Genomic DNA, 24,174 nt, shown 5'->3' on the forward strand with positions numbered 1-24,174 from the left:
CCAAGGATCGTTCAAGGAGGGGTCATGGAACAGCAGGTGGTCATCGCCGGGGGCGGACCGGTCGGTCTCTGGCTCGCCGCTGAACTGCGGCGGGGAGGAGTGACCGTCACCGTCATCGAGGAACGCACGGAGATCGACCGGCGCTCCAAGGCGCTCACCATCCATCCGCGGACCATCGAGGTGCTGGCCTCGCGCGGCGTGCACCGGCGCTTCCTCGACGAAGGGCTGCGGATCCCGGGCGGCCACTTCGCCATGCTCGACCAGCGGCTCGACTTCCGGGACCTGGACACCCCGTTCCCGTACACCCTCGCCCTGCCCCAGGCCCGCACCGAGGAACTCCTCGAGGCCCACGCGCTCGCGCTGGGCGCGCGGATCGTCCGCGGACACCGCGTCACCGGATTCACGGAACACGCGGAGTCGGTGACCGTGCGGGTGGCGGGTGAGGGGGAGCCGTACGAGCTCCGGGCCGCGTACGTCGTCGGCTGCGACGGCACCCGCAGCACCGTCCGCACGCACGCCGGCATCGACTTCCCCGGCACGCCCTCCACCGTGCTCGGCTGGCTCGGTGACGTCGTCCTCGACCGTCCGCCGCGGCCCGGCTTCAGCACCTTCGGCCCCCGGGGCGGACTGATGATCGCGCCGATGCCCGGTGACCGGTTCCGCGTGGTCGGCGCCAGCCCCGACAGCCTCACCACCGCATGGCCCGGCGACCTCACCCTGGAGGAGCTGCGGGCCAAGGCCGTCGCCATCACCGGCGAGGACTTCGGCATGCGCGACCCCGAATGGCTCTCCCGCTTCGGCAACGCCACCCGGCTGGCCGCGCAGTACCGGCGCGGGCGCGTGCTGCTCGCGGGCGACGCGGCCCACCAGCACTTCCCGGCCGGGGGAGTCGGCATGAACGTCGGCATCCAGGACGCGCACAACCTCGGCTGGAAGCTCGCCGCGACCCTGCGCGGCCGGGCCGCCGACGGCCTGCTCGACACGTACCACGCCGAGCGCCACCCCGTCGGTGCCCGGCTGGTCGAGCACAGCCGGGCCCAGACCGCCCTGATGTCCGCCTTCACGCCCGAGAACCTGGACCTGCGCGGGCTGCTCGGCGAACTGGTCGCCGAGCAGCCCGAGTTCAACCGAGCCCTGTCCGAACGCCTCACCGGGCTCGGCGTCGCCTATCCGCCGACGGGACCCGCGTGCCACCCGCTCACCGGCACGCGCGCCCCCGACCTGGCCTTCACCGGCTCCGAGTGCGGCCTGTTCTCGTCGCTGCGCACCGACGCCCACGTCCTGCTCACCCTGTCGGCGGGCGCCGAGCTGGCCCGCCTGGAGCGGCCCGGACTCGTCGTGCGCGTCGCAGCCCTGCACCGCGCCCCGGCCGCCTGGTCCCGGGTGAGGGCCGCGCTCATTCGCCCCGACGGGCACGTCGCCTGGGCCGGCACCGAGCGGCGCGACGCCGATCTGGTCGCCGCCGTGCGGCGGGCGCTCGCCGACACGCAGGGCACGGCCGCGCAGGAGGGCGGGGGCCCGATGCGGCATGCGGAGGAGTCGTGAAGAAATCGCACAAGATTCTCGGGATTCGGTCACGGGAGCGAAAAACTCAGAGGGCTCACTCGGCGCTTTCGAAACAGGTCGGGCGCCGACCCATGCGATGGGAGACCGATCAACGATGTTCACTCTGGTACGGAGCAGAGCGCGGACGGCCGCGCTCGCGCTCTCGGCCGTCGCGGCCCTCGCCTTCGGCACGACCGCCACGACCGGCGCGGCGGCGGCCCCCGCTACCGCGCCCGCTCCCAAGAAACAGGGACCGACCTCGGTGGCGTACGTCGAGGTGAACAACAACAGCATGCTGAACGTCGGCAAGTACACCCTCGCCAACGGCGGCGGCAACGCCTTCGACGTCGCCGTGATCTTCGCGGCGAACATCAACTACGACACGAGCAAGAAGGCGGCCTATCTGCACTTCAACGAGAACGTGCAGCGCGTCCTCGACAACGCCGAGACGCAGATACGCCCCTTGCAGCAGAAGGGCATCAAGGTCGTCCTCTCGGTGCTCGGCAACCACCAGGGCGCGGGCTTCGCCAACTTCCCGTCCCAGCAGGCGGCTTCCGCGTTCGCCAAGCAGATGTCGGACACCGTGACCAAGTACGGCCTCGACGGCATCGACTTCGACGACGAGTACGCCGAGTACGGCAACAACGGCACCGGCCAGCCCAACGCCAGTTCGTTCGTGCACCTGGTGACGGCCCTGCGCGCGAACATGCCGAACAAGATCATCAGCCTCTACAACATCGGTCCGGCCGCGTCGCGCCTGTCCTACGGCGGAGTCGACATCTCGTCCAAGTTCGACTACGCCTGGAACCCGTACTACGGCACCTGGCAGGTCCCGGGCATCGCACTGCCCAAGTCGAAGCTGTCGCCCGCCGCCGTCGAGATCGGCGGGACCTCGCAGAGCACGGTCGCCAGCCTCGCCCGGCGCACCGTCAGCGAGGGCTACGGCGTCTATCTGACGTACAACCTCGACGGCAGTGATCGCAGCGCCGATGTCTCCGCGTTCACCAAGGAGTTGTACGGCAGTGCCGCCGTCTACAAGCCGTAGGCCGTCCGGGACGTACCCCGTCCCCTAGCGTCGCCATCCGCGCGGGCCGCGCCTTCGACAACGATGTCGGGGCGCGGCCGTCCGCCGTACGCGTCCGCCACGGCCGGAGCGCCCGGACCGTCCTCATCAGGGCTGGCGCGAGGGCGAGGCGGGCCGTTCGGGGTGCTCGCAGTCCTGGAGTTCGGCCAGGAGGGCGGTCTGACCGGAGAGGAGTTCGGTGAGGATGCGGCGCGCCGCGCGCAGGAGTTCGGCGACGTCGCCACCGGCCAGGGCGTAGGTGACCGTCGTGCCTTCGCGAGTGGAGACGACGATGCCGGAACGGCGCAGTACGGCGAGCTGCTGGGAGAGGTTCGAGGGCTCGATGTCGATCTCGATGAGCAGGTCCCGTACGGATACCGGCCCGTTCTGGAGGAGTTCGAGCACACGGATGCGGACGGGGTGGCCGAGCATGCGGAAGAACTCTGCTTTGACCTGGTAGAGGGGCGCCTGCACGGGATCGCTCACTTCCTGACTCGGACGAGGCCCTGAAGAGGGGCGCGGCGGCCCCGACTGCCGCCGCGCCCGGGGTGACGTCCCATCCTTCCCGGCCGGGGCCCTGCGATCCGAGAGTTCGGAAGATGCAGAGATGGAGGCTTGAAGAATTCTTCAAGTGACGGGCAGAGAAAAGAAGCCGGAGCTCACACTTCCAGGTGCTCCTCGGTGCGCCTGAGGAGATGGCGCGCCATGGCGAGGTTCGACCGGGCCTTGTCGATGACGAGATAGATGAACAGGCCGTTCCCGGCCCTTCCGGTCACCGGGCGGATGAGGTGGTACTGGGTGGCCAGGGTGACCAGGATGTCCTCGATCCTGCTCTGGAGGCCCAGCATCTCCATGGTGCGCACCTTGGCGCGGATCAGGTCGGTGTTGCCGGCGGCCGCGACGTTCAGGTCCAGGTCCTTGCCGCCGCCCAGGGTGCCGAGCGCCATGCCGCTGGTGTAGTCGACGACCGCGGCTCCCAGCGCTCCTTCGGCCTCGGTCAGCAAGGTCTTGAGGGACACTTCCACACTGGTCACGGATCCTCCTCTGAGGGATACGGGGATGGTTGTCCGGCCCTGGCGGGACACTAGGAGTCGCGCCGTTCCCTCGTGCGGCAGAGGACGAAAGCAACTGCACTTGCCTGATTCGGATCGGTTGGATGCGCTTTCCTGTGAGCCCGCGCTTCGCGGGCTGTCGGTGCCCGCACGTCGGCGCGAGCAGGCTCGGCGCAGAGCGGTGCTACCGCCGCCGGGAGTCCCTCACGCGGGCCCCAGACCCAGAGCGGTGCGGGCCTCGCCCACGAGGCGCAGTGAACCGAAGACGACGATCAGGCCGCCTGGCCCGGCGAGTTCGGCGGCCCGGCGCAGCGCCGACGGGGTGTCCTCGGCGGTCGGACACGGTCCTCGGCGGCCGGGCAGGAGCCGGGCGCGCAAGGCGGTGGGGTCGGCGGCCTGGTGCGACTCCGTGCGGCTGAGGACCAGGGGCCAGTGGGAGGGGAGCGGGGCGAGCATGCCGGAGACGTCCTTGTCGGCCATCGCGGCGAAGACCAGCACGGGCGGGCCCGGGTGGCCGTCCGCACGGGCATGGCGCAGGATCTCCGGGGCCACGGTCGTGACACCTTGCGGATTGGTGGCGCCTTCCAGGAGGACGCGGCCCGTCCAGTCGTCCAGCCGGGCGTGGGGGACGAGTTCGAGGCGGCCGGGCCAGCGTGTGGCCGCCAGTCGTCTGCCCAGTTCTTCGCCGTCCGGCGCGCGGATGTGGCCGCGTTCGACCATCGCGTCCACCGCGGCCATGGCGACCGCGAGGTTGTGGTGCTGGTGCGCGCCGGGCAGCGGACAGGGCAAGCCGCGGTGCACGGCGCGGGGAGTGGAGACGTCGACCAGCGTCAGCGGGCCGCGGTTGCCGTCCTGTCCGGCGGCACGGGCGGTGTAGTGGATCTCCTGGTCCATGCGCCACACGGACAGTCCCGTCCGCTCCTTGAGCACCTGCTCCGCGGCGGTGGCCGCTTCGGGGGCCAGACGTCCGAGAACGACATGGTCGCCGTCCTGCGCGGCCGCGACCTTGGCGCGCGCGATCTGGGCCAGGGAACCGCCGAGCAGCCGGGTGTGGTCGAGCCCGATGCCGGTGACGACCTTGACGTCCAGGCCGAGTTCCGCGGCCGCCGCCCGGCTCCCGCCGATGCTCGCCTCTGCCACCGTCAGCGCGACTCCCGCCCGGCGGAAGTGTACGGCCGCCGTCGTCGCGAAGATTCCCTGCGACAGGACGGGCAGACCGTGCCGCTCGATCGCCTGCCAGACCTCGGCGAACGCGGCGGTGTACTCGGCGCGCGTGACAGGAACCCCGTCGATCCGGATCCGCTCCCTGGGCTCCTGGAGGTGAGGGCTGGGCATGCTGCCCACCCGGGCGCCGGTCGCGGCCACCGCCGACACCGCGAACGCGCACGTCGACCCCTTGCCGTTCGTGCCGACCACCAGCGTCCCGCGCAGTCCCCGTTCAGGACGGCCCAGTGCCTCCAGCAGCGGGGAGACGTTCGCCTGTCGCACCTGCCGAGGAAGCCCGCTGGGATTCTCGTGCACTTTCGCAAGCATTTCTGTGCACCATTCGTAATCCATCCGCCGGATCATGCCACTGGGGGAGATGGATCAGAAGCGCAGAGTGATGAACTCTCCGCGCAGCGGCCCTTTTTGGACACGTGGCGATGAAAGCCGAGTCGGCCGACGGTTCACCCGGATCCGCACCACTCCCACTCCTCAAGGCTCTCCGCAGCCCACGGCCGCGAACGTGAATTCCGTGAAATCCGAGTCATGTGAGCATGTGAACTCCTGGCCCTCTCGAAGAAAGGCATGGCAGCCCACAGGAACCACCGCTCAATACCTGCCGGATGCAGTGCGAGTGCGGGTGGCCGGCAACCCCATCGTGTTCCCGCTCACGTCCTGGAGCTGGGCAGTTGAGGGGAGACATGCGCATGTTGTTCACGCCCCTCCCACGTGCTCTGTACATCTTTTGACCGGCGCCGAGAACCACAACTACGTTCTGCGCGATGAACGGCACGTACCAGCACCACCACGAATGGAGCGTTTCTCCCGTGTCACCCACCGATGCGTCCGCGTCGTCAATGCCACCTCTCGGTGAAAGCGCCACCGGCCAGACGATCGGCGCCCCGGACTGGCTCCAGGACAACCTCGGAACCGTCATAGGCATTCCGCTCCGCATCCTCCTGATCGTCGTGGCCGCGATGATTGTCCGCGCACTGGCCAAGCGCGCCATCACCCGCGTCGTCGAGCGCATCCTGCAGCCCACCGACGACGATCAGGGCACACCGCGCCGCACCACCCGCGGCCCGGCCGTCCTGCAGCGTGACGCGTCCCGGGCGGACGAGCGGCGTGAGCAGCGGGCCCGCACCATCGGCTCGGTGCTCAGCAGCATCGTGACCGTGGTCATCGCCGTCATGGGCCTGGCCATGACCCTCGACCAGATCGGCATCGCGCTCGGCCCGCTGCTCGCCAGCGCGGGCGTCGTGGGCCTTGCGATCGGATTCGGTGCGCAGAGCCTGGTCGCCGACTACCTGTCCGGCATGCTCATCATGCTTGAGGACCAGTACGGCGTCGGCGACTCGGTCGACCTGGGCGAAGCCGTCGGCGAGGTCGAGCACGTCGGCCTGCGGCTCACCCAGATCCGTGACATCAACGGCGGCCTGTGGCACATCCGCAACGGCGAGATCCTGCGGGTGCGCAACGACAGCCAGGACTGGGCCCGCGCGGTCCTCGACGTCTCGGTGGCCTACGACACCAACCTGGAAGAGCTGTTCGACGTCCTCGAAGAGACCGGCCAAGCGCTGCGCGCGGACCCGCAGTTCGAGAGTGTCCTGATGGAGGACCCCTCGGTCTGGGGTGTGCAGTCCCTGGACGCCGACGGCATCGTCGTACGCCTCGTCGTCAAGACCGCGCCGCTCAAGCAGTGGGGCGTCACCCGCGAACTGCGCCGCCGGGTCAAGGAAGCGCTCGACGCCGCGGGCATCGACCATCCCTTCCCGCAGCGCACGGTCTGGATGCGCACGGACGACACCTCCTCGCCCGCCAAGGCGGCGGAGAAGGCGTCGTTCACCCGCTGACGGCCGGGCGGAGCGGTCGAAGCCGTCGGCGGAAGCCGCCCGACGATGGAGGCGGCCCCGTCGACGACCGCGCGGTCCCTCAGCCGGAGGACTCCTCCGGCTGAGGGGAGTCCTGGTCCGGCTCATGGGGATCGGGTGTGCCGCGGCGCCCGGTCCCGGCCTCGCTCGTGTCGGGCACGTCGTTGTCGGAGTCAGGGGCGTTGCCCGTGGTGGCGGTCTCCTCGGTCACGTCCCAGGGGTCCGCATCGCCCGAGGCCTGCTGGTCGGGCAGGTCCCTCGGCACGGGATCGCCGTCCTGGCCGACGGACGGAGGGTTCTGCTCGGTCATGGTGTTGCTCCGTTCCCTGTGGAGCGCCGTGAGGGCGGGATGCGATCAGGCGGAATGCCACACGGGTTCCCTGAGGGCGGCTCCGTCAATCGGAGCCGTCCGGGCGGGCGACGACCCGTGCCCGGGGGCGGCGGGATTCACGATGCGTAGGGCAGCGGCGTACGGGGCACACGCGCAACGACCCCGAGCGTCGCATCCAACGCAGCATCAGGAGGAACCATGTTGATGGCCCACCCGGCCGTGCTGACCGATCTCGTCGCGCAGTACTCCACGTTGCGGGCCCTGCACGCCGAGAACGGATCGCCATCGGTGCGGGGCCGCATGGACGATGTCGCCTACACCCTGTGCGTGTCCACCGGAACCAAGGACATCGACGCCGCGCTGATCGCGGCACGGCACCGACTGCCGGGCGCGCGTCCGGGCGACGACTCCCTCCTCACCCCGTAGCCCGTCACGGAGAGTAGCCGCTCGCCGGGCGGCATGCGGGGCCGCGGCCTACGTTGATCGGGTACGTGATCGGCATCGTAGGGAGTGGTCATGGGTGACGACGGCAGCATGGACAAGCTCAAGGGCAAGGCCAAGGAGATGCTCGGCAAGGTCACCGGCGACGAGCGCAAGGAAGCCGAGGGCAAGACCGACCAGGCCAAGGGCGGCGTCAAGGACGCGATGGACTCCGCGAAGGAGCGCATGGAGGGCGTCAGGGACTCCCTGAAGCGCGACGACTCCTGACGCTCCCCGCGCAAGGCCCCGCCGTCACCGGCGGGGCCTTGCGCTGGAGTGGGGCGGGTCGCTGCCGCCGGCGACCGCGGTGCGGGCACCCCGGACGGACACCTCGGACGGACACCTTCGTCCGCTACCGTGCGCCGAGTCCAACGGCGCGTGGTGGAGGAACCAGTGATGAGCACGGTGGGGGAGCCGACGGCGTCGGGTGGGCTGAACCGCCGCCTGGGGGTGTCCGACGCGGTGGTGATCGGCCTGGGATCGATGATCGGGGCCGGGATCTTCGTCGCGTTCGGACCCGCGGCCGGTGCCGCCGGTTCCGGGCTCCTGGCCGCTCTGGCACTGGCCGCGGTCGTCGCGTACTGCAACGCGACGTCATCGGCCCGGCTGGCCGCCCGCCATCCCGAGTCCGGGGGGACGTACGTCTACGGCCGTGAGCGCCTGGGCGACTTCTGGGGGTACCTCGCCGGCTGGGCCTTCGTGGTCGGCAAGACCGCGTCCTGCGCCGCGATGGCCCTGACCGTCGGCTTGTACGCGTGGCCGGGCCAGGCCCACGCCGTCGCGGTGGCCGGCGTGGTGGCGCTGACCGCGCTCAACTACACCGGCGTACAGAAGTCCGCGCTGCTGACCCGTGCGATCGTGGCGGTCGTTCTCGCGGTCCTGGCAGCCGTGGTGACCGCCTGCCTGACCAGCGAAACCGTCGATCCCGCGCGCCTGGACCCCGGCGCGGACGCGACCGTCGGCGGGACGCTTCAAGCGGCCGGTCTGCTGTTCTTCGCCTTCGCCGGATACGCCAGGATCGCCACGCTGGGCGAAGAGGTCAGGGACCCCGCCCGCACGATTCCCCGCGCGATCCCGCTCGCCCTCGGCATCACCCTCGTCGTGTACGCGGCCGTCGCCGTGGGCGTGCTCGCCGTGCTGGGGCCGGAGCGCCTCGCCCAGAGTGCCGCGCCGCTCGCCGAGGCCGTGCGTGCCGCGGGCGTCCCCGGCCTGGCTCCGGTGGTGCGCGTCGGCGCGGCCCTCGCGGCGCTCGGGTCACTTCTCGCACTGATCCTGGGCGTCTCGCGCACCACCTTCGCCATGGCCCGCGACCGCCACCTGCCGCACGCCCTGGCCGCCGTCCACCCCCGCTTCCGGGTTCCCCACCGCGCGGAACTGGCCGTCGGTGCCGTGGTCGCCGTCCTGGCGGCGACCGTCGATGTACGGGACGCCATCGGCTTCTCCTCCTTCGGGGTGCTGGCCTACTACGCCATCGCCAACGCGGCGGCCTGGACCCTCACCCCTGGCGAAGGACGGCCGCCCCGCCTCGTGCCCGTCATCGGCCTGGCAGGCTGCGTCGCCCTCGCCTTCGCCCTGCCTGTGGCCGGCGTGATCTCCGGAGCCGCCGTCCTCGTACTCGGCGCCGCCGTCCACGGCCTGCGGAAGGTCATGGCCGACGGGGACCGACGCTGAGTCCTGCCGCGTCGCCGGGCGGACCCGTGACGTTCGGCACGGCTTCTTCTCCCTCGGGGCCCGCTGTGACGGCGCTGATCGCTTGTCACGACCAACTGCTAGCGTCCGGAGGCATGAGCGACGGCGTGTACGTGGGGAACGCGGGCAAGGATGCGGCGCTGGATCGGGGGTGGCTTCTCGGGCACTTCAAGGACACCGACGATCCCCGTCACAGCGAGGCCGTGGAGATCAAGTGGGGTGTCCACCCGCCTGGCGACGAGCGCAAGCAGTGGGTGAGAGGCGAGGAACGAACGGCTCTCCTGGTCCTCATCAGCGGTCGCTTCCGCGTCGAGCTACCCGGCCGCAGTGTTCTGCTGGAACAGCAGGGCGATTACGTGGTGTGGGGACACGGAGTCGACCACTCCTGGCTCGCGGAGGAAGAGTCGGTGGTGCTGACGGTGCGTTGGCCGTCCGTCCCCGGATACGCGGTGGAGCAGGAGGAGCAGACGCGGTCGCAGGGCTGACCGCGTGAAGGCCGCCGGGGTCGGCCGTGAGTGCTAGTTGGTGGTGTGGGTGGGGTAGACCTGGACGTCGGTGTAGGCGCCCTTGATGTCTCCGGCGGTGGTGGGCCAGTCCAGGGTGACGGAGTGGGTCTCGTTGGGGGGCGTGACCTCGATGTTGGTGGGGGAGGCGAGGCTGTTGCCGGAGGGGTCGATGTCGTAGGCGAGGTTGAAGACGGCGGCGTCGCCGGGCTTGAGGGTGGTGATGCGGGGCTGGGCCTGGCCGCGTTCGATGGGGTTGGAGGTGTGGTCGGCGTCCTTGATGTCGACGCCGGCGAATCCGGTGGCGGAGCAGGTGGTTGCGCCTCGGTTGATCATGGTGATGTTGATGCGGCCGGTGGTGTCGTCGGGTGCGGCGTCGGCGGCGTCGATGGCCAGGTCCTCGGTCTTGCAGAAGGTGGTCTTGGTGCTGGTCTTGGCGGCGTCGTCGGCGTCGGTGCCGGCCTTGCTGTCCTTGCCGGAGCCGGATGTGCCGTTGCCGGTCTGGGAGTTGTCCGTGCCGGAGCCGTTCTCCGTCTTCGCGTCGCTGTTGGAGGACGAGGAGGACGAGGTGTCCTTGGCGGAGGAGTCGGTGGTGGTGTCGTCGCCGCCGCAGGCGGTGAGCGAGAGGGTGGCGGCGAGGCCGAGGGCGGCGAGCGCGGCGATGCGGGTGTGCTTCATGGTGTTCCCCCAGAAGTGGTGCGGTGGTCGTGCGGTGGATGTCGTGCGGTCGGAAGTATTTGTATCTCGCACCGAGTTACAGGGGGTTCCCCGCGAAGTCTTCGTTCTGTCACAGAGGAAATCGACCTCACGAACCGTCGACGAGCCACTGCACGACCGCCCGGCCCGGCCCGGCCTGGCCCGGCAGGGCACGGCACGAGCCCGACCACCCGGACCGCGCCTCCCTCCGGCTCGGCCACCGCGAGGGGCCCTGGAGGACATCGCCTCCAGGGCCCGGGGAATCAGCGGCGTCCGAGATCCGGATGTCCAAGGTCCGGATGTCCGGGGTCCGTACGTCCGGGGTCCGTACGTCCGAGCCTGAACAGAGCCACGTTCTCCTGGGTGGTCCACCGGCGGAAGCCGGCCTTCTCCAGGACGCGGACCGAGGGCGGGTTCGACAGTTCCACGGTGGCGGACACCGTGTGGACTTCCGCGGCGGTGAGGGCGAACTCGGTCAGCGCACGGGTGGCTTCGGTGGCGTAACCATGACCGCGACGGGAGGCCACCACGCCGTATCCGATGTCGAGGACGCCTTCGCTGGGCGGCCAGAACAGGCCGATCGAGCCCACCACCAGGCTGCTCTCGCGCTCGACGACCAGACGGTGGCCGTATGCGCCGAACCAGGCCGGGTGCTGGTCGAGGAGGCCGGCGATCACGCGGTCGCCTTCGGCGGGAAAATCGTCCGCCCAGTGCGGGGAGCGGATGCCGTCGAGGACCGCGGTGGCCTCGCGCGAGGTCCAGGGCCGCAGGACGAGCCGCTTGGTGATCACGTCGGCGTGGGTGGGTGAAGAAAAGGAAGACACGTGTCTCTCCTGGTCGTTGGAGACGACCCGGGCCACGCTCGGCTATCGCGCGGACCGGATGAGGGCATGCTGAAGAGGGCCGACGGCAGCCATATTCATCAACCTCCCCATCCCGTGATCACGCGTCTGTCGCGCTGGCGTGACCGTAACAACGGGCTGCTCGGCACGGCAACGCGATTCCCGGCTGCCGGACCTGCCGACCGGGATCCGCGCATCCCTGTCTGGTGGCGTCGACGTGCGGCAGAGCGAACAGAGGCACAGCGGCACGGTGCCCTGCACGAGGTTGTGCCCTGCACAAGGTTCTCGGAACTGGTGCGTAACATCCGTCCGTGGGCGGGGTCCAACAGGCAGAACGGCATGACAGCAAGGGAATACGAACATGACGACGCCGCGGACGCGTCGGGTGGTGGCTCCTCTGCGGAAGGCCGCCGACCAGTCGGCTTCGGCGCGCGAGCGCGTCCCGGGCGACGACGCCCCGCCCGCCTGTGTCGGGCATCGCGCCGCGTAGACACGCGGCCCCCTGACGGGCAGCCGTGTTCCGAGCGGCAACGTCAACGGCCGCGTTCCGAGCGGCCATGGTCAACAGCCCCCGCCGTGGGGCACAGAAGTGGAGGCACGTCGGTGGGCAGGGCGTTTCACGGAAGGATGGCGGGAATGGCGCTGGCGCTCTCCGGCCGCTTCGGGCGTTCGGAGCGGTCGGACCCGTCACCGCGCTCGGAGCCATCGGTCACGCGCTCGGACACCGGCTCCAGTTCGTGCCCCACCTGCTCTCCCGGAGCCGTCGCGCACCGCACCACCGAGCAACCCGTGCCCACTGAACTGCCCACTGAACTGTCCGCTGAGCTGTCCACTGGACCCCGCCAGCCGATGGCGAAGACGCCCGACACAGCTGTCGCTTCAACTCCCGTCGAGCCGGAAGCGGTGAACGTAAGAGCCTGGCGGCGGGCGCTGCGCCGCACGCCGGTCTCCCTGTGGAACGACGACATCACCGACCATGCCGCCGCCCTCACCTACTACTCCACGCTGGCCGTGCTTCCCGCCCTCCTGGTGACGGTCGCCGTCTTCGGCCTCCTGAGCCCGGGCGCGGCCCAGTCGCTGATCGAGCATGTGACCGCCTACGCACCCGGGCAGGCGAGCAACCAGCTGCACGAGCTGCTCACCCGTATGCTGCGCGAGAACGCCGGGGCGTGGACCGTCATCGTCACCGGAACGGTGAGCGCGATCTGGTCCTCGTGCAGCTACCTGGCCGTCTGCCGACGGGCCCTGCACCGCATGCACCGCACCCCGGACCGGCGGACCCCTCTCTCCAGGGCGCACCACACCATTCTCACGGCGCTGACTCTGCTTGCGCTCCTCGTGATGACCTCGCTGGTGCTGGTGCTCAGCCGACCGCTCGCCGAGGACATGGGGCGGGCCCTGCGCCTGGACTCGACGGTGGCGTTCATCTGGTCGATCGCACGCTGGCCCTCGTTGCTCGCCCTGATCGTCCTCCTGGTGTGCACGGTGTTCCGCACCGGGCCGGAGCAGGCCCGAGCGCTCCGGTTCAGCCTCCCCGGCGGGATTCTGGCCGGAGTGCTGTGGCTGGCGGTGACCGGGGGGTTCGCGCTCTATACGTCCGTGATCGGCACCTACGGTCGGCTCTACGGATCGCTGGCCGGCGCCATCGTCTTCCTCGTCTGGCTGTGGCTCTCCAACCTGGCCATCCTGACGGGCGCCCAGTTCTCGGCGGCCCTCAGCGCGGAGCAATCGACGGCCGACGGCCCGACGCCCTGATCGGCAGAACCTCACGTGCCGGGCAGCCGGTTCAGGCTGCCCGCGCAATCCCCTTGCCAAATGGTCAAGAAGTGTTGACCATTGAGCGCATGCCTACCGACGATCTTCCCGAGACGTTCCACGTCACCACGGACGAGCAACTGCGCGCCGTCTCCAACCTCACGCGGCACCGGATCATGGCCGTGCTCCGTTTCGAGCCCGCGACGATCACGCAGATCGCCGAGCGAGTGGGCCTCGCGAAGGGGAGTTCCAGCTATCACGTGCGGCTGCTGGAGCGGGCCGGCCTGGTGAAGGTGGTGCGGACGCGGAAGGTCCGGGGCGTCACCGAGCGGTACTACGCCATGGCCGCGCGGACCATCACCCTGCCGGATCCGGGCGACGGAGGCCCGGATGTGGTGATGCGGCATGCGGTGGCGGACCTGGAGGCATCGTCCGCCGACGGCGAGCGGCACGTACGGATGGCGCATCTGCGGCTCACCGAGGAGCAGTTCGCGGAGCTGGGAGCGCGGCTGGATGCGCTGGCGGACGAGTACCGGGCGCTGTCCGATCCCTCGCTGCCCGACGCGTCCCTCGTCTTCGCACTGTTCCACCCGGCGTCGCGCCAGCAGGCCGAGGGGGACGCCAAGTGACCGCAGACGCAAGAAAACTGCCGACCGGGTTCGGACGGCTGTGGACCGCGCAGACGATCTCCTCGCTCGGCGACGGGGTGACGCATGCCGCGCTGCCGCTCCTCGCGCTGACATTGACGCGGGATCCGATGGCACTCGCCGTCGTCACGGCCGCCGGGACGCTGCCGTGGCTGCTCTTCGGGGTGCTCGGCGGTGCGCTGGTGGACCGCTGGGACCGTCGGCGCACGATGTGGGTCGCGGACGCGGCGCGTGCGGTGCTGCTCGCGATACCGGCGGCCGCGGCCGCGCTCGACGTACTGAGCATCGCGCTGCTGGCGGCCGTCGCCTTCCTGCTCGGCCTCGGCTCGCTCTTCTTCGACACCGCGGCCACGGCCTATCTGCCGGACCTGCTCGGGCGCGACCCCGCCCTCCTGGAGCGCGCCAACGCCCGCCTGCGCGCCACCCAGACCACCGCGTCCGGCTTCGCCGGGCCGCCCGCGGGCAGCGCGCTGCTCGCGCTCGGGCGGGCGATTCCGCTGCTCGCCGACGCGATCTCGTTCGCGCTCTCCGCTCTGCTCGTACGATCGCTGCCCACCGCACCCCGGCCCGTGCCGCAGGCCCGCGAGTCGCTGCTGCGGCAGGCGCGGGCCGGCGCCTCGTACGTCTTCCGGGACCGGTTGCTGCTCGGCCTCGCGCTGCGGCCGGCGGTCGGGAACATCGCCTTCCTCGCCGTGGAGACCGTCCTCGCCCTCTTCGCGCACGACCGCCTCGGCATCGACACGTACGGCTTCGGCCTGCTCCTCACGGCGGAGGCCACCGGCGGCCTGCTCGGCGCGGGCATCGCGTCGTACCTCGGCCGACGACTCGGCACCGGCACCGCCCTGACCTGCACGGCCACGGTCGAGGGTCTCGCCATCCTGGGCCTTGCCGCCGCCCCGAACCCGTACGTCGCCGGTCTCGCGCTGGCCGTCTGCGGAGCGGGCATGGGTGCCACGATGGTGCTCGGCCCCTCCCTGCGACAGGCGATCGTCCCCGCCCACCTGATGGGCCGGGTCGCCTCGACCTCCCGCATGCTCGCCATGTGCGCCGCCCCGTTCGGCGCCTTCCTCGGCGGCTGGCTGGCCACCACGTACGACGTACGCACCCCGCTCTACACCGCCGCGGGCCTCCTCCTGGCGATGACCGCCGTCACGGCCACCATGACCAGCAACCGCCGGGTCGAAGCGGCCCTGCGCGGCGCCGCACCGGACGACAGCACAAGCCACCAGGAATCCGAGGCTCCTGTTCAGGGGTGAATGAACAGTGACAGAACCGGGATCCCGGCCCACTGCGGGCATCTAGCCTGGCCAGGCGCTGGCCCGATGCCCTCCGGCGGTCGGCGAACGCTCCTTTTCCGCTCACGGAAGGGCGACCATTGGACTCCATCAGTGTCATCCCTGGCGACGGCATCGGCCCCGAGGTCGTCGAAAGCGCTCTTCAGGTGCTGGACGCACTGGACATCGGACTGTCGATCGACGTCCTCGACCACGTCCACGCGGACCGATATCGCAGTGATGGTCTGGCGCTGAGTGAAGCGGATCTGGCGCGCGTGTCCGCGAGTTCCGCCATCCTGCTGGGCGCCATCGGACAGCCCGGCCTGGAGGGCACGGACTACGTGCGCGGGGTCCTGCTGCGCCTGCGCCACACCTTCGACCTGTACGCCAACTGCCGGCCGGTCCGGTTGTGGCACGACCGGCTCAGTCCGTTGCGGGACCCCACGCGTCGCGCGGTCGACTGCATGGTCGTTCGCGAGAACACCGAGGGGCTCTACAGCGGCATCGGCGGGAATCTCCGTACGTCCTCAGCGCAGGAAGTGGCGATCGACGCCGACATCAACACCTGGCACGGCGTCTCCAGGATCCTGGACTTCGCGTTCTCCACGGCCCGCCGCGAAGTGTGCCTCGTGGACAAGGCGAACGCGGTACGGGCCGGCGGCCGCCTGTGGCAGGAATGCTGGCGCCGTACCGCTGAACGCCATCCCGAGACGGACATCAGGCACCTCTACATCGATGCCGCGGCCATGAAGCTCGTCTCCGAACCACACCGCTTCGACGTGATCGTGGCGAGCAACTCGTACGGCGACATCCTCAGCGACCTCGCGGCCGCGCTGGCCGGCGGGATCGGCCTGGCACCGTCCGCGAGCCTCAACCCCGAGACCGGCTTCGGGCTGTTCGAACCCGTGCACGGCTCTGCCCCGGACATCGCGGGGAAAGGCACAGCGAATCCCTTCGCGTGCCTGCTCACCGCCGGCTTGCTGATCAGCCACCTGGGATATTCCGCGGAAGCGGCCGCGATCGACTCGGCGGTCGCCCTGTCGATCGCGGCCGGGCGGGTCACTCCGGACCTGGGAGGCTCGCTGAGCACCCGGGAAGCGACGCGTGCGGTCCTCGCCGCTCTGTGAACGGCACGCGGCTCACGGAGCCGGGTAGCCTTCCGGGCCGACGCTGGAACTGGTGCGAACGACTTCCGCGATGCTGAGTTCATAGAACTCGTACCACTTCTCACGGCCGAGTCGCTGGGCGTCCTGGTGCTCGGGATCGTTGCGCCATTTCTCCAGCGTCTCGGGATTTCGCCACCACACCAGAGCCACGCGCTCACCGTCTTCGGCCTCGTAGTTCTTGAGGCCGACGAGATCGTCGCCGGCCATCTCCCGCACCCTCTTGGCCAGGTGATCCTCTGTTGTCCCGTAGGTGTCGTCGACGTGCTCGGAGAAACGCGACCTGAAGACGACCAATATCATTGTGCCCTCCCGGCATCTTCTTGCTGTGTGGACGCACTTGATGGGGGACGTGGCCTCATGGGACCGAGACGCACGCACGTAACTGCGCATCGGGCAGATCCGTGGCAGCGGGGCCATGACGGACGATGATCTGCCGGGCGAGCGCACGCAGCCGGCGTTCCTCGGCGAGTGCGGAACTGTAGCTCTCGTAGCTGAAGGCGCAGCGCTCGTAGAGGGGGACGAAATGATCGGGCATCAGGTCGACCAGTCGGCGGGTGAGGGCCTCCTCGGCCTCGTGCCGAGGGTCCGGCAACCGTGACATCGTCCGGTAGTGCTCGTAGGAGATGTCCGCGATCGCGTCGCCGTCGCTCTTTCTGATCTGCTCGTACGCCGTGAACGCCCTCTCCCAGTCCCGCTCACGGTCGAGGCAGTCGACAAGCGTGCGGACGTCCTCGAAGGCGCAGTTCATGCCCTGCCCCATGAAAGGCGCCATGGCATGGCATGAGTCACCGACAAGCACCGCCCTGTCTCCCAGGGCCCATCTGTCACAACGGGTGAGCCGAACGGTCGAGATCGGCTTGGTGCTCAACTGCCGCTCCAGGTCCGGAATGTCGGCGGCCAGCCCGGGAAAGACCTCGGTGAACTGCTCGGCAAGGGGTCGGCCACCGGTCGCTGCGGCATAGGAGGGGCCGGGCCCCGTGCGCCGGAAGAACACCGAGCCCGCGAAGCGTCGTGACGAAACCAGCGGGAAGGCACCGAAGAGCGCGTCCCCGGCAGGCCAGTAGTGCATGTGCCCGCGATCGCACGAGGGCAGATCCAGGACGATCTCCTGGTAGGCGAGCTCCAGGGTGCTCACCTGCTCCTGAGCGCCCTGGTCGACCAAGGCGCCACGAACGACGGAGTGAACACCGTCGCAGCCGAGAAGATGACGGTAGGGAACCCGCTCTTCGGTGGTGCCCGCCCGGACCACCAGCGCCGAGGCTGTCAGGTCGACGGACAGAACCGGCCGCTCGAAATGCAGCCGTACTCCCGGCTCGGCCTCGGCGGCGTCCAGCAGGAGGCGGTGCAGCCGGTGCCGTTCGACGGCCCAGATCGGTGCGCCGTCCCGGCTGTAGGGGGTCACCACGGTCGTGCCGTCCGGCAGGTGGCCGCACCGGGCCGTGAGAGGGGCACAGATGCGGCGCACGGCCGGCTCCAGGCCCAGCTCGCGGAGCACACGCCATCCCCGCTCCGAGAGGATCACCATGAGGGACCGGCCTTGCCCCGCCGGGATGTGCCGTGGGTCCGAGTGCCGTTCGAGCACCGTGACCCGGCCGTATCCACGGGCCAGGTAGATCGCGGCGACCGGACCGGCCAGTCCGGCCCCGACCACCACGATGCCCTCGTGCGCCGTGACTGCGGGCGCGCCCGAGTCGTGCATGATTCGCTCCTCCTGGGACGGGGCGGACACGTGGCCCGGCTACCAGGACACCGGGAGCTCGTGGACGCCGTAGGCCACTCCGTCGTACTTGAACGGGACGTCGGCGAAGTCGATGTCGAGGCGCAGTGTGGGAATGCGCCGGTAGAGGGTGCCGTACACCACCTGCAGTTCGAGAGTGGCCAGTGGACGGCCGAGACAGTGGTGCGGACCGAACCCGAAGGCCAGGTGGTGCTGGGCATCCCGGGTGATGTCCAGCTGGTCGGGGCGGGGGAAGTTCTCCGGATCGCGGTTGGCCAGTTCGCTGGCGAGGATCATTCCCTCGCCGGCTCGGACGGTGACGTCCCCGATGGTGATGTCCTCGAGCGCCACGCGCCTGCGTCCTGAGTGCGAGATGTTGAGGTAGCGGAGCAGTTCGTCGACGGCGCCGTTGATCAGCGCCTGATCCTCGGTCTCGCGCAGGAGCGCCAACTGCTCGGGATTGCGCAACAGCGCCAGCGTGCCGAGGGCGATCATGTTCCCGGTGGTCTCGAGCCCGGCGACCAGAAGCGTCATGGAGATGTACGACAGCTGCTCGGGGCTCAGCGAACCCGTGCGTACCTGGGTCTCGATCACGGAGGAGATCAGACCGTCCGCGGGGTCCTTCATCTGCCGTTCGATCAGTTCCCTGAGGTAGCCACGGAGCGCCTCCTGAGCACCCACCACCGTTTCGGGAGAGCCGTCCCGGTGGAGCATGAGGGTGCTCTGCTCCTGGAAGAACTCATGGTCGGTGTAGGGCACTCCGAGCATCCGGCAGATGACCTGGGTCGAGGTGGGGAAGGCGAACCGGCTGACCAGGTCGGCCGGTCGGGGGCCCGAGAGGAGAGCGTCGATGAGGCCGTTGACGATGTCGGTGACGTCGTCCCTGAGCGCCTCGATGTTGCGGATGGCGAACGGCGAGGAGACCATGCGTCGCTGACGGGCGTGCTCGGGATCGTCTATGGCGACGAAGGAGCGGCCGTCCTTGCGCCGCTCGCGGCTGCCCAGATCGAAGTGGGGATACCCGGGCCTGGTCGAGTCGGCACTGACCCGAGGGTCGACCAGGAGTTTGCGGCCGAGCTCGTATCCGGTGATCAGCCATGGAGTGCTGCCGTCCCAGAGCCTGACGCGGACCGGGTCACCGAGCGAGCGCAGTGCGGGCGCCGGATCGAAGGGACAGGTCGGTTCCTTCAGAATCGGGAAGTGGGTCAACTGTTCGGTCACGGAACTCTCCCTTTCTCGCCGCGGTCCGGGCTGCGGCGGCCGTTCCTGGTGTGTCAGCTGTTCAGGGACCGGGCGATCTCCCGCAGATCGCGTGCGCCGAGAACCGTCCGGATGGGCACGCGCACGCCCAACTCCTCGCGCAGTGAGCCGATCAGGCGGCCCGCGAGCAGGGAGTTCCCGCCGAGGTCGAAGAAGTTCGCCTCCGGATCGACCTCCGGCAGGCCGAGCAGCCGGGCGACCGTGTCGTACAACCCGTCCTCCAGCGAGCCCGGTCGCTGAGGTCGTGGGTCGTCGTGCCGCTCCTGCGCGGTGGTGGCATTCCGCCCTGCGAGTGCGCTCCGGTCGATCTTCCCGTTGGGCAGGGCGGGCAAGGCGTCCAGCACTTCGATGTGCGTCGGCACCATGAACTCGGGCAGGGCGGCTGCCAGTCGCGCCCGCAGGCCCGCCACGTCGACGGCGGCTTCGGGACGCGTGGTCAGATAGGCGGCAAGCCGCGCCTCCGCGAGTTCTCCCTGCACCACCACCGCGGCCAGGTCCACGTCCGGCTGCCCGGTGAGGAAGGCCTCGATCTCGCCCAGTTCCACGCGGAACCCCCGCAGTTTCACCTGTCCGTCGGCCCGTCCGGCGAAGTGGAACCGGCCGTCGGCATCCCGACGCCCACGATCGCCCGAGCGGTACATGCGGCTGCCCGGCGGGCCGAAGGGGTCGGGCAGGAACCTCGCCGCGGTGAGTCCCGGACGGTTGACGTAGCCGCGAGCCAGCCCGGAACCGGCCAGATACAGCTCGCCTTCCTCACCGTCCGCCACCGGGCACAGGTGCTCATCGAGCACGTGGACCCGCGCGCCGGTCCACGGCACACCGATGCCGACGCCGTCCGCCTCGGTGATGGGACCGGCGATGGTGCAGCCGACGGTCACCTCGGTGGGGCCGTATCCATTGAACATGCGCCGCCCCGAGGCCCAGGTACGCACCAGCGCCGGGGTGCAGGCATCACCGGTCGACATGATCGTGCCGCCGGGCAGCACTCCCTGGCTGTTCGTGACGCTGAGCGCGGCCGGCGGCAGCACCGCGTGGTCGATCTCGTACTTGACCAGAGTCTCGTGCAGGGCGTCGCCCGGAAGAAGGTCCGCCTCGTCCGCCACGACGAGGGTGGCCCCGTGCAGCAGGGCGAGCGCGATGTCCCAGAATCCCGCGTCGAAGCTGATCGACGCCCAGGCCAGCACCCGGTCACCGGGCGCGGGCCGGAACCGGTCCGCCTGGGTGGCCACCAAGTCGGCAACACCCTCCTGAGTGATCGCGACGCCCTTCGGCGTGCCCGTGGAGCCGGAGGTGTAGATCACATACAAGAGGTGGCGGTCCGACAGCGGCTCCCTGCGCTCGGCAGGCCGCAGATCCGCGCCGCCGTACCGGGAGCAGGCCTCGACGCATGCGGGGGAGTCGAGGACCACTTCCGCCAGTTCCGTTCCATCGACCCGGTCCGCTTCCGTCCGCACCACCAGCCGCGGTACGGCGTCCTGGACCATGAATGCCTTGCGGGCCGTGGGATAGCGGGGATCCAGGGGCAGATAGGCGCCGCCCGCCTTGAGCACCGCCAGCAGCGCCACCACGAGCTCGGGGGAGCGTGGCACGGCCAACGCCACCAGGTGGTCCGGGCCCACGCCCCGGTCGATCAGCAGCCGGGCCAGCCGGTTGGCCTGCTCGTTGAGCGCGCCGTACGTGAGCGAAGTGTCCTTGTAGAGCACAGCAGCCGCCTCGGGGCTGCGCTTCACCTGTGCCTCGAACAACTCGGGCACCAGACGGCCGGTCAGCCTCTCCGTCACCGCGTGCCGCCCAAGTGCGGTCGGACCTCTGAGGCGAACAGCTTCAGGCTGCGCTCCATCGTCTCCAGCGGCTGATGACCGTAGTCGAGCTGGAACAGCACGATGTCCGTCGCCAGTTCCCGCTCGATCTGCCGCAGTTGGTCGACCGCGCTTTCGGGCGAACCGATCACTGCCAGGCCCGCGGCCTCGCTCGGGCCGGTCCGGTGCTTGTCCACCATGGTCTCGCGGTAGCCGGCGTACGACGTGGAGGTGCGGTTGCGCCACGAGTCCGCAGCCGCGCCGAAGGTGTCCCAGTGGCCACGCAGCGCGGCGGTCCCCTGCTCCAGCGCCTCTTCGTCGGAGTCGGCCAGGTACAGCGCGACGCTGATGGCGACCTGGGGCTGCTTCCCGGCGTTCTTCGGCGCCGCGGCGAACCTGCTCCGGTACAGCTCGATCATCTCGCGCACCTGGCCCACCTGTTCGCGGCTGGGCGCGGAGGCGATGAGGAGGTTGTGGCCGGAGTCTCCGATCCACTCGAAGCTGGAGCGCGTGAGGAGCGCCGCGGCCCACACGGGAGGATGCGGGGCCTGCGTCGGCAGCGGCAGGGAGTTCGCGCCGTCGTAGCGGAAGAACGGTGTGTCCTCGCTGACATCGGACTCGGTCCACAGCCTGACGACGGCGTCGACGGTGGCCCGGAAACGGTCCGTGCTGCCGTCCATGTCGATGCCGAAGGAGTCGAACTCGTAGGGCAGGAAGGCGCGTGCGAAGCCCACGTCCAACCGCCCGCCGCTCAGCGCGTCGAGTTGCGCGGTGCGCGCCGCGAGCTGGATCGGGTGGTGGAAGGAGGCCTGGATGCCCCCAGTCATCAGCCGGACCCTGCTGGTGCGCGCCGCGACGGCGGAGAGAAAGGCCAGCGGGTCGGGGCAGTATCCACCGTAGGGGTGGAGGTAGTGCTCGGTCATCTTGATGTAGTCGAGCCCGAGGTTCTCGGTCAGCTCGGACACCGTGAGCAGATTGGTGTAGTAGTCCTTGGCGCTGCGCTGACGCGGCGTCGTGTCCGGCAGCAGCGATATCCCATAACTCGTCATCTCGACGTCTCCGTATCCAAGTCCGACGATTCGCCCGGCCGGCGGCCACGGTGCTCCGGTACGGCACCGGGGGAGCCGAGCGACCAGTACTCGCGCATTCCGTAGACCAGCGGGCTCGGCTGCGTCCCGTCCTCCGTGGTGACCCGGAAGACCTCACCGAACACGACCACGTGATCCCCCACATTCACCGAACCGGTGACCTGGCAATCCGCGATGGAGTGCGCGTCCTGTTCGAGGTGCGGTCCGCCACAGCCCTGCCGCTTGGTCCACGACACGTGTTCGAAGCGGTCCGCCCCTCGGCCGGCGAACAGTTCGGCGACCGCGCGAGCCCGGTCGTCCAGCAGGTTCACGGCGAAATTGCCCGTCCTGTTGAGGGCCGCGAGCGTGCGGCTGGAGTGCTGCAGGCACACCAGCAGCGTCGGCGGGCTGACCGACACGCTGGAGAGCGCGGTGCAGGTCATGCCGTACTGCTGTCCGCGCTCGTCGGACGTGGTCACCACCGCGACTCCGGCGGGGAAGGCCGTCATCAAGGTTCTGAACGCGACTGCGGAGACCGGCTCGGGCGCGATGCGACCGCTGGCTCCTGCCATGGGTATGGGCATGGTGCAGGCACCTCCCGGCACGCTGTCAGGTCGTGGGGACGAGGCCCCGAGCCGTGACGTCCTCGAAGCCGGAGGCCTGGTGGACGAGGTACTCGTGCTGACCGGGCAACTGGTCGATCAGCGCCGATGCCTGGGCGCGTACGCTCCGGAACTCGTGGCGCGCAGCGGTCGCGTCCAGCCGGCCGAGCGCGGGCAGCGACCGCACGGGCAGCCCGCCGAGGCCGAGGATCATGGCTGTGTACGAATACGGTTCGAAGCCGTGGAAGCGCGGGAAGACGGAGTTCTCGTCCGGCAGCGTCGTCCGCCACTGTTCGATGCGCTCGGCCAGGCCGTCCGGCATCGGGCGGGTCTTCGCGTCCCGCCAGTACGCGTTGTCCGATCGTGCGGCGGCGTAGTAGTGCAGGAAGAGGAACTCCCGCACGCCGTCCATGACGTCCCCGACCTGACGGTTGTAGGACCGGCGCAGAGGCTCGTCGTCACGCGTGCCGGGGAAGCGTTTGACCAACTGCTCCACGGCGTTCTGGATGAAGAAGATCCCGGTGGACTCCAGCGGCTCGACGAAGCCGCTCGACAAGCCGATGGCCACGCAGTTCTTCACCCAGGACTCGGAACTGCGGCCGATCCGCATCTTGATGTGGTTGGCGGAGAGGTCGGCCGCCTCCGGCCCCACGAAGGCGCGCAGCGTGCGCTCCGCCTCCTCGGGTGTGGTGTAGGCGCTGGAGTAGACGTACCCGGTGCCGATCCGGTCGAGGAGGGGAATCGTCCAGATCCAGCCGGCGTCCTGTGCCGAGGCTGTCGTGCAGGGACGCATTCCACGGGTCGCGACGTCCACGGGAACCCGCAGGGCCACCGCGCTGTCGTTGGGCAGAGACTCCTGGTAGGAGACGAACGGCACGCCCAGCGCCTTGTTCAACAACAGGCCCCGGAATCCGGTGCAGTCGACGAACAGGTCACCGCGGATCGCGCCGTGGTCCTTGGTCAGCACATCGGAGATGGCACCGTCCTCGTCGAGGCGCACGTCGAGGACGTCGTCCTGGATGTGCCGCACCCCGCGTGCCACCCCGTACTCGCTCAGGAACTCCGCGAGCAGCGTCGCGTCGAAGTGGTACGCGTACGGAAACTGCGTCCCCTGTCCCTCTGGGGTCGCACGGGCCATGTCCCGCGCTTCGCCGGTCTCGAAGACGTCCTCGAACAGGCCCCCGCCGAAATGGCGTGGCGAGCGCTTCGCGTCACACAGGGCAGCGAGCACCGAGCAGTCCCTGTCGAAGCGGTCGCTGGGGGCGTCGTGCAGCCACCAGTCGGCCAGCGGAAAGCCGTCGACGACGCGCGGGCGCTCGAACGGGTGGTAGAAGTGGTGCCCTTCCGCCTTCCAGTTCTCGAACCGGATGGCCAGCTTGTACGAGGCGTGGCAGCGGGGCATCCACTCCGGTTCGCTGAGCCCCAAGTGCCGGAAGAAGTGCCGTACCGTGCTGAAAGTGGCCTCCCCGACACCAATCGTCGAGACGGCCTTCGACTCCACGAGCGTGACGGCCAGCCGGTCACCGAAACTCGCCTTGAGATAGGTGGCGGTCATCCAGCCGGCTGTGCCGCCACCGACGATGACTATGTCCTCGATCATGATTTCCGTCCT

24 protein-coding genes are annotated in these 24,174 nt (G+C 69.8%); 11 read left to right on the forward strand and 13 right to left on the reverse strand.

Annotation, left to right across the window (positions count from 1 at the left end):
* Window positions 1-24: 24 nt before the first annotated feature.
* Window positions 25-1,545: an FAD-dependent monooxygenase gene (locus AB0L89_RS15350; RefSeq protein ID WP_365140283.1), complete on the forward strand. Its 1,521-nt coding sequence runs from the start codon at window positions 25-27 to the stop codon at window positions 1,543-1,545.
* Window positions 1,546-1,660: 115 nt separating this feature from the next.
* On the forward strand, window positions 1,661-2,590 hold the full coding sequence (locus tag AB0L89_RS15355; protein ID WP_365140286.1) for an endo-beta-N-acetylglucosaminidase H: 930 nt from the start codon (window positions 1,661-1,663) through the stop codon (window positions 2,588-2,590).
* Between the two features lie 126 nt (window positions 2,591-2,716).
* Here the strand turns inward: AB0L89_RS15355 and AB0L89_RS15360 are convergent, their stop codons facing one another.
* From AB0L89_RS15360 to AB0L89_RS15370, 3 genes are all read right to left on the reverse strand, one after another.
* Window positions 2,717-3,082 carry a metalloregulator ArsR/SmtB family transcription factor gene (locus AB0L89_RS15360; RefSeq protein ID WP_365141050.1) on the reverse strand — a complete coding sequence of 122 codons (366 nt, stop codon included), beginning with the start codon at window positions 3,080-3,082 and terminating at the stop codon, window positions 2,717-2,719.
* Between the two features lie 185 nt (window positions 3,083-3,267).
* A complete protein-coding gene (locus AB0L89_RS15365) occupies window positions 3,268-3,642 on the reverse strand; it encodes a hypothetical protein (RefSeq protein WP_365140289.1) in 375 nt (124 codons plus the stop codon).
* A gap of 222 nt (window positions 3,643-3,864) precedes the next feature.
* The gene (locus AB0L89_RS15370) at window positions 3,865-5,148 is read right to left on the reverse strand and encodes a bifunctional folylpolyglutamate synthase/dihydrofolate synthase (protein WP_365140292.1); all 1,284 of its coding nucleotides are present in this window, start codon (window positions 5,146-5,148) and stop codon (window positions 3,865-3,867) included.
* Window positions 5,149-5,690: 542 nt separating this feature from the next.
* Between AB0L89_RS15370 and AB0L89_RS15375 the strand changes: the two genes are divergently transcribed.
* Window positions 5,691-6,716: a mechanosensitive ion channel family protein gene (locus AB0L89_RS15375; protein WP_365140295.1), complete on the forward strand. Its 1,026-nt coding sequence runs from the start codon at window positions 5,691-5,693 to the stop codon at window positions 6,714-6,716.
* Between the two features lie 79 nt (window positions 6,717-6,795).
* Here the strand turns inward: AB0L89_RS15375 and AB0L89_RS15380 are convergent, their stop codons facing one another.
* On the reverse strand, window positions 6,796-7,044 hold the full coding sequence (locus tag AB0L89_RS15380; RefSeq protein ID WP_365140298.1) for a hypothetical protein: 249 nt from the start codon (window positions 7,042-7,044) through the stop codon (window positions 6,796-6,798).
* Window positions 7,045-7,263: 219 nt separating this feature from the next.
* On the opposite strand from AB0L89_RS15380, the gene AB0L89_RS15385 reads away from it, so the two are divergent.
* From AB0L89_RS15385 to AB0L89_RS15400, 4 genes are all read left to right on the forward strand, one after another.
* The gene (locus AB0L89_RS15385) at window positions 7,264-7,491 is read left to right on the forward strand and encodes a DUF5133 domain-containing protein (protein ID WP_365140301.1); all 228 of its coding nucleotides are present in this window, start codon (window positions 7,264-7,266) and stop codon (window positions 7,489-7,491) included.
* 90 nt (window positions 7,492-7,581) lie between these two features.
* Complete coding sequence (locus tag AB0L89_RS15390; RefSeq protein WP_365140304.1) at window positions 7,582-7,773, forward strand: CsbD family protein; 192 nt, start codon at window positions 7,582-7,584, stop codon at window positions 7,771-7,773.
* A gap of 168 nt (window positions 7,774-7,941) precedes the next feature.
* Entirely contained in the window at window positions 7,942-9,216 is a 1,275-nt protein-coding gene (locus tag AB0L89_RS15395; protein ID WP_365140307.1) for an APC family permease, read from the forward strand.
* A 113-nt stretch (window positions 9,217-9,329) separates the two neighbouring features.
* Window positions 9,330-9,719, forward strand: coding sequence for a signal peptidase I (locus AB0L89_RS15400; protein WP_365140310.1), 390 nt, complete (start codon window positions 9,330-9,332; stop codon window positions 9,717-9,719).
* A gap of 33 nt (window positions 9,720-9,752) precedes the next feature.
* Here AB0L89_RS15400 and AB0L89_RS15405 read toward each other — a convergent pair whose 3' ends face one another.
* Complete coding sequence (locus AB0L89_RS15405) at window positions 9,753-10,415, reverse strand: DUF4232 domain-containing protein (protein ID WP_365140313.1); 663 nt, start codon at window positions 10,413-10,415, stop codon at window positions 9,753-9,755.
* Window positions 10,416-10,696: 281 nt separating this feature from the next.
* Complete coding sequence (locus AB0L89_RS15410; protein WP_365140316.1) at window positions 10,697-11,257, reverse strand: GNAT family N-acetyltransferase; 561 nt, start codon at window positions 11,255-11,257, stop codon at window positions 10,697-10,699.
* A 921-nt stretch (window positions 11,258-12,178) separates the two neighbouring features.
* Between AB0L89_RS15410 and AB0L89_RS15415 the strand changes: the two genes are divergently transcribed.
* From AB0L89_RS15415 to AB0L89_RS15430, 4 genes are all read left to right on the forward strand, one after another.
* On the forward strand, window positions 12,179-13,030 hold the full coding sequence (locus tag AB0L89_RS15415; protein ID WP_365140319.1) for a YihY/virulence factor BrkB family protein: 852 nt from the start codon (window positions 12,179-12,181) through the stop codon (window positions 13,028-13,030).
* A gap of 89 nt (window positions 13,031-13,119) precedes the next feature.
* Window positions 13,120-13,659 (forward strand): helix-turn-helix domain-containing protein, encoded by a 540-nt coding sequence (locus tag AB0L89_RS15420; RefSeq protein ID WP_365140322.1) that lies wholly within the window; start codon window positions 13,120-13,122, stop codon window positions 13,657-13,659.
* Window positions 13,656-14,933 carry an MFS transporter gene (locus AB0L89_RS15425; protein WP_365140325.1) on the forward strand — a complete coding sequence of 426 codons (1,278 nt, stop codon included), beginning with the start codon at window positions 13,656-13,658 and terminating at the stop codon, window positions 14,931-14,933. The genes AB0L89_RS15420 and AB0L89_RS15425 overlap by 4 nt, the downstream gene beginning before the upstream one ends.
* Before the next feature lie 119 nt (window positions 14,934-15,052).
* Window positions 15,053-16,078, forward strand: a complete 1,026-nt coding sequence (locus AB0L89_RS15430; protein WP_365140328.1) for an isocitrate/isopropylmalate dehydrogenase family protein — start codon at window positions 15,053-15,055, stop codon at window positions 16,076-16,078.
* Window positions 16,079-16,090: 12 nt separating this feature from the next.
* On the opposite strand, the gene AB0L89_RS15435 is transcribed toward AB0L89_RS15430, so the two are convergent.
* The 7 genes from AB0L89_RS15435 to AB0L89_RS15465 are packed head-to-tail and all read right to left on the reverse strand — an operon-like array spanning window position 16,091 to window position 24,162.
* Complete coding sequence (locus tag AB0L89_RS15435) at window positions 16,091-16,417, reverse strand: antibiotic biosynthesis monooxygenase (protein ID WP_365140331.1); 327 nt, start codon at window positions 16,415-16,417, stop codon at window positions 16,091-16,093.
* A gap of 55 nt (window positions 16,418-16,472) precedes the next feature.
* Entirely contained in the window at window positions 16,473-17,816 is a 1,344-nt protein-coding gene (locus tag AB0L89_RS15440) for an NAD(P)/FAD-dependent oxidoreductase (protein WP_365140334.1), read from the reverse strand.
* 39 nt (window positions 17,817-17,855) lie between these two features.
* Window positions 17,856-19,055, reverse strand: coding sequence for a cytochrome P450 (locus AB0L89_RS15445; protein WP_365140337.1), 1,200 nt, complete (start codon window positions 19,053-19,055; stop codon window positions 17,856-17,858).
* Window positions 19,056-19,108: 53 nt separating this feature from the next.
* The gene (locus AB0L89_RS15450; protein ID WP_365140340.1) at window positions 19,109-20,875 is read right to left on the reverse strand and encodes a non-ribosomal peptide synthetase; all 1,767 of its coding nucleotides are present in this window, start codon (window positions 20,873-20,875) and stop codon (window positions 19,109-19,111) included.
* Window positions 20,872-21,942, reverse strand: coding sequence for an LLM class flavin-dependent oxidoreductase (locus AB0L89_RS15455; protein ID WP_365140343.1), 1,071 nt, complete (start codon window positions 21,940-21,942; stop codon window positions 20,872-20,874). The genes AB0L89_RS15450 and AB0L89_RS15455 overlap by 4 nt, the downstream gene beginning before the upstream one ends.
* Complete coding sequence (locus AB0L89_RS15460; protein WP_365140346.1) at window positions 21,939-22,544, reverse strand: flavin reductase family protein; 606 nt, start codon at window positions 22,542-22,544, stop codon at window positions 21,939-21,941. Before AB0L89_RS15460 ends, AB0L89_RS15455 begins: the two co-directional genes overlap by 4 nt.
* A 25-nt stretch (window positions 22,545-22,569) precedes the next feature.
* Window positions 22,570-24,162 (reverse strand): tryptophan halogenase family protein, encoded by a 1,593-nt coding sequence (locus AB0L89_RS15465; RefSeq protein ID WP_365140349.1) that lies wholly within the window; start codon window positions 24,160-24,162, stop codon window positions 22,570-22,572.
* Window positions 24,163-24,174: the final 12 nt, after the last annotated feature.

It is taken from the genome of Streptomyces sp. NPDC052114, from assembly GCF_040680155.1.
Classification (GTDB): Bacteria; Actinomycetota; Actinomycetes; order Streptomycetales; family Streptomycetaceae; genus Streptomyces.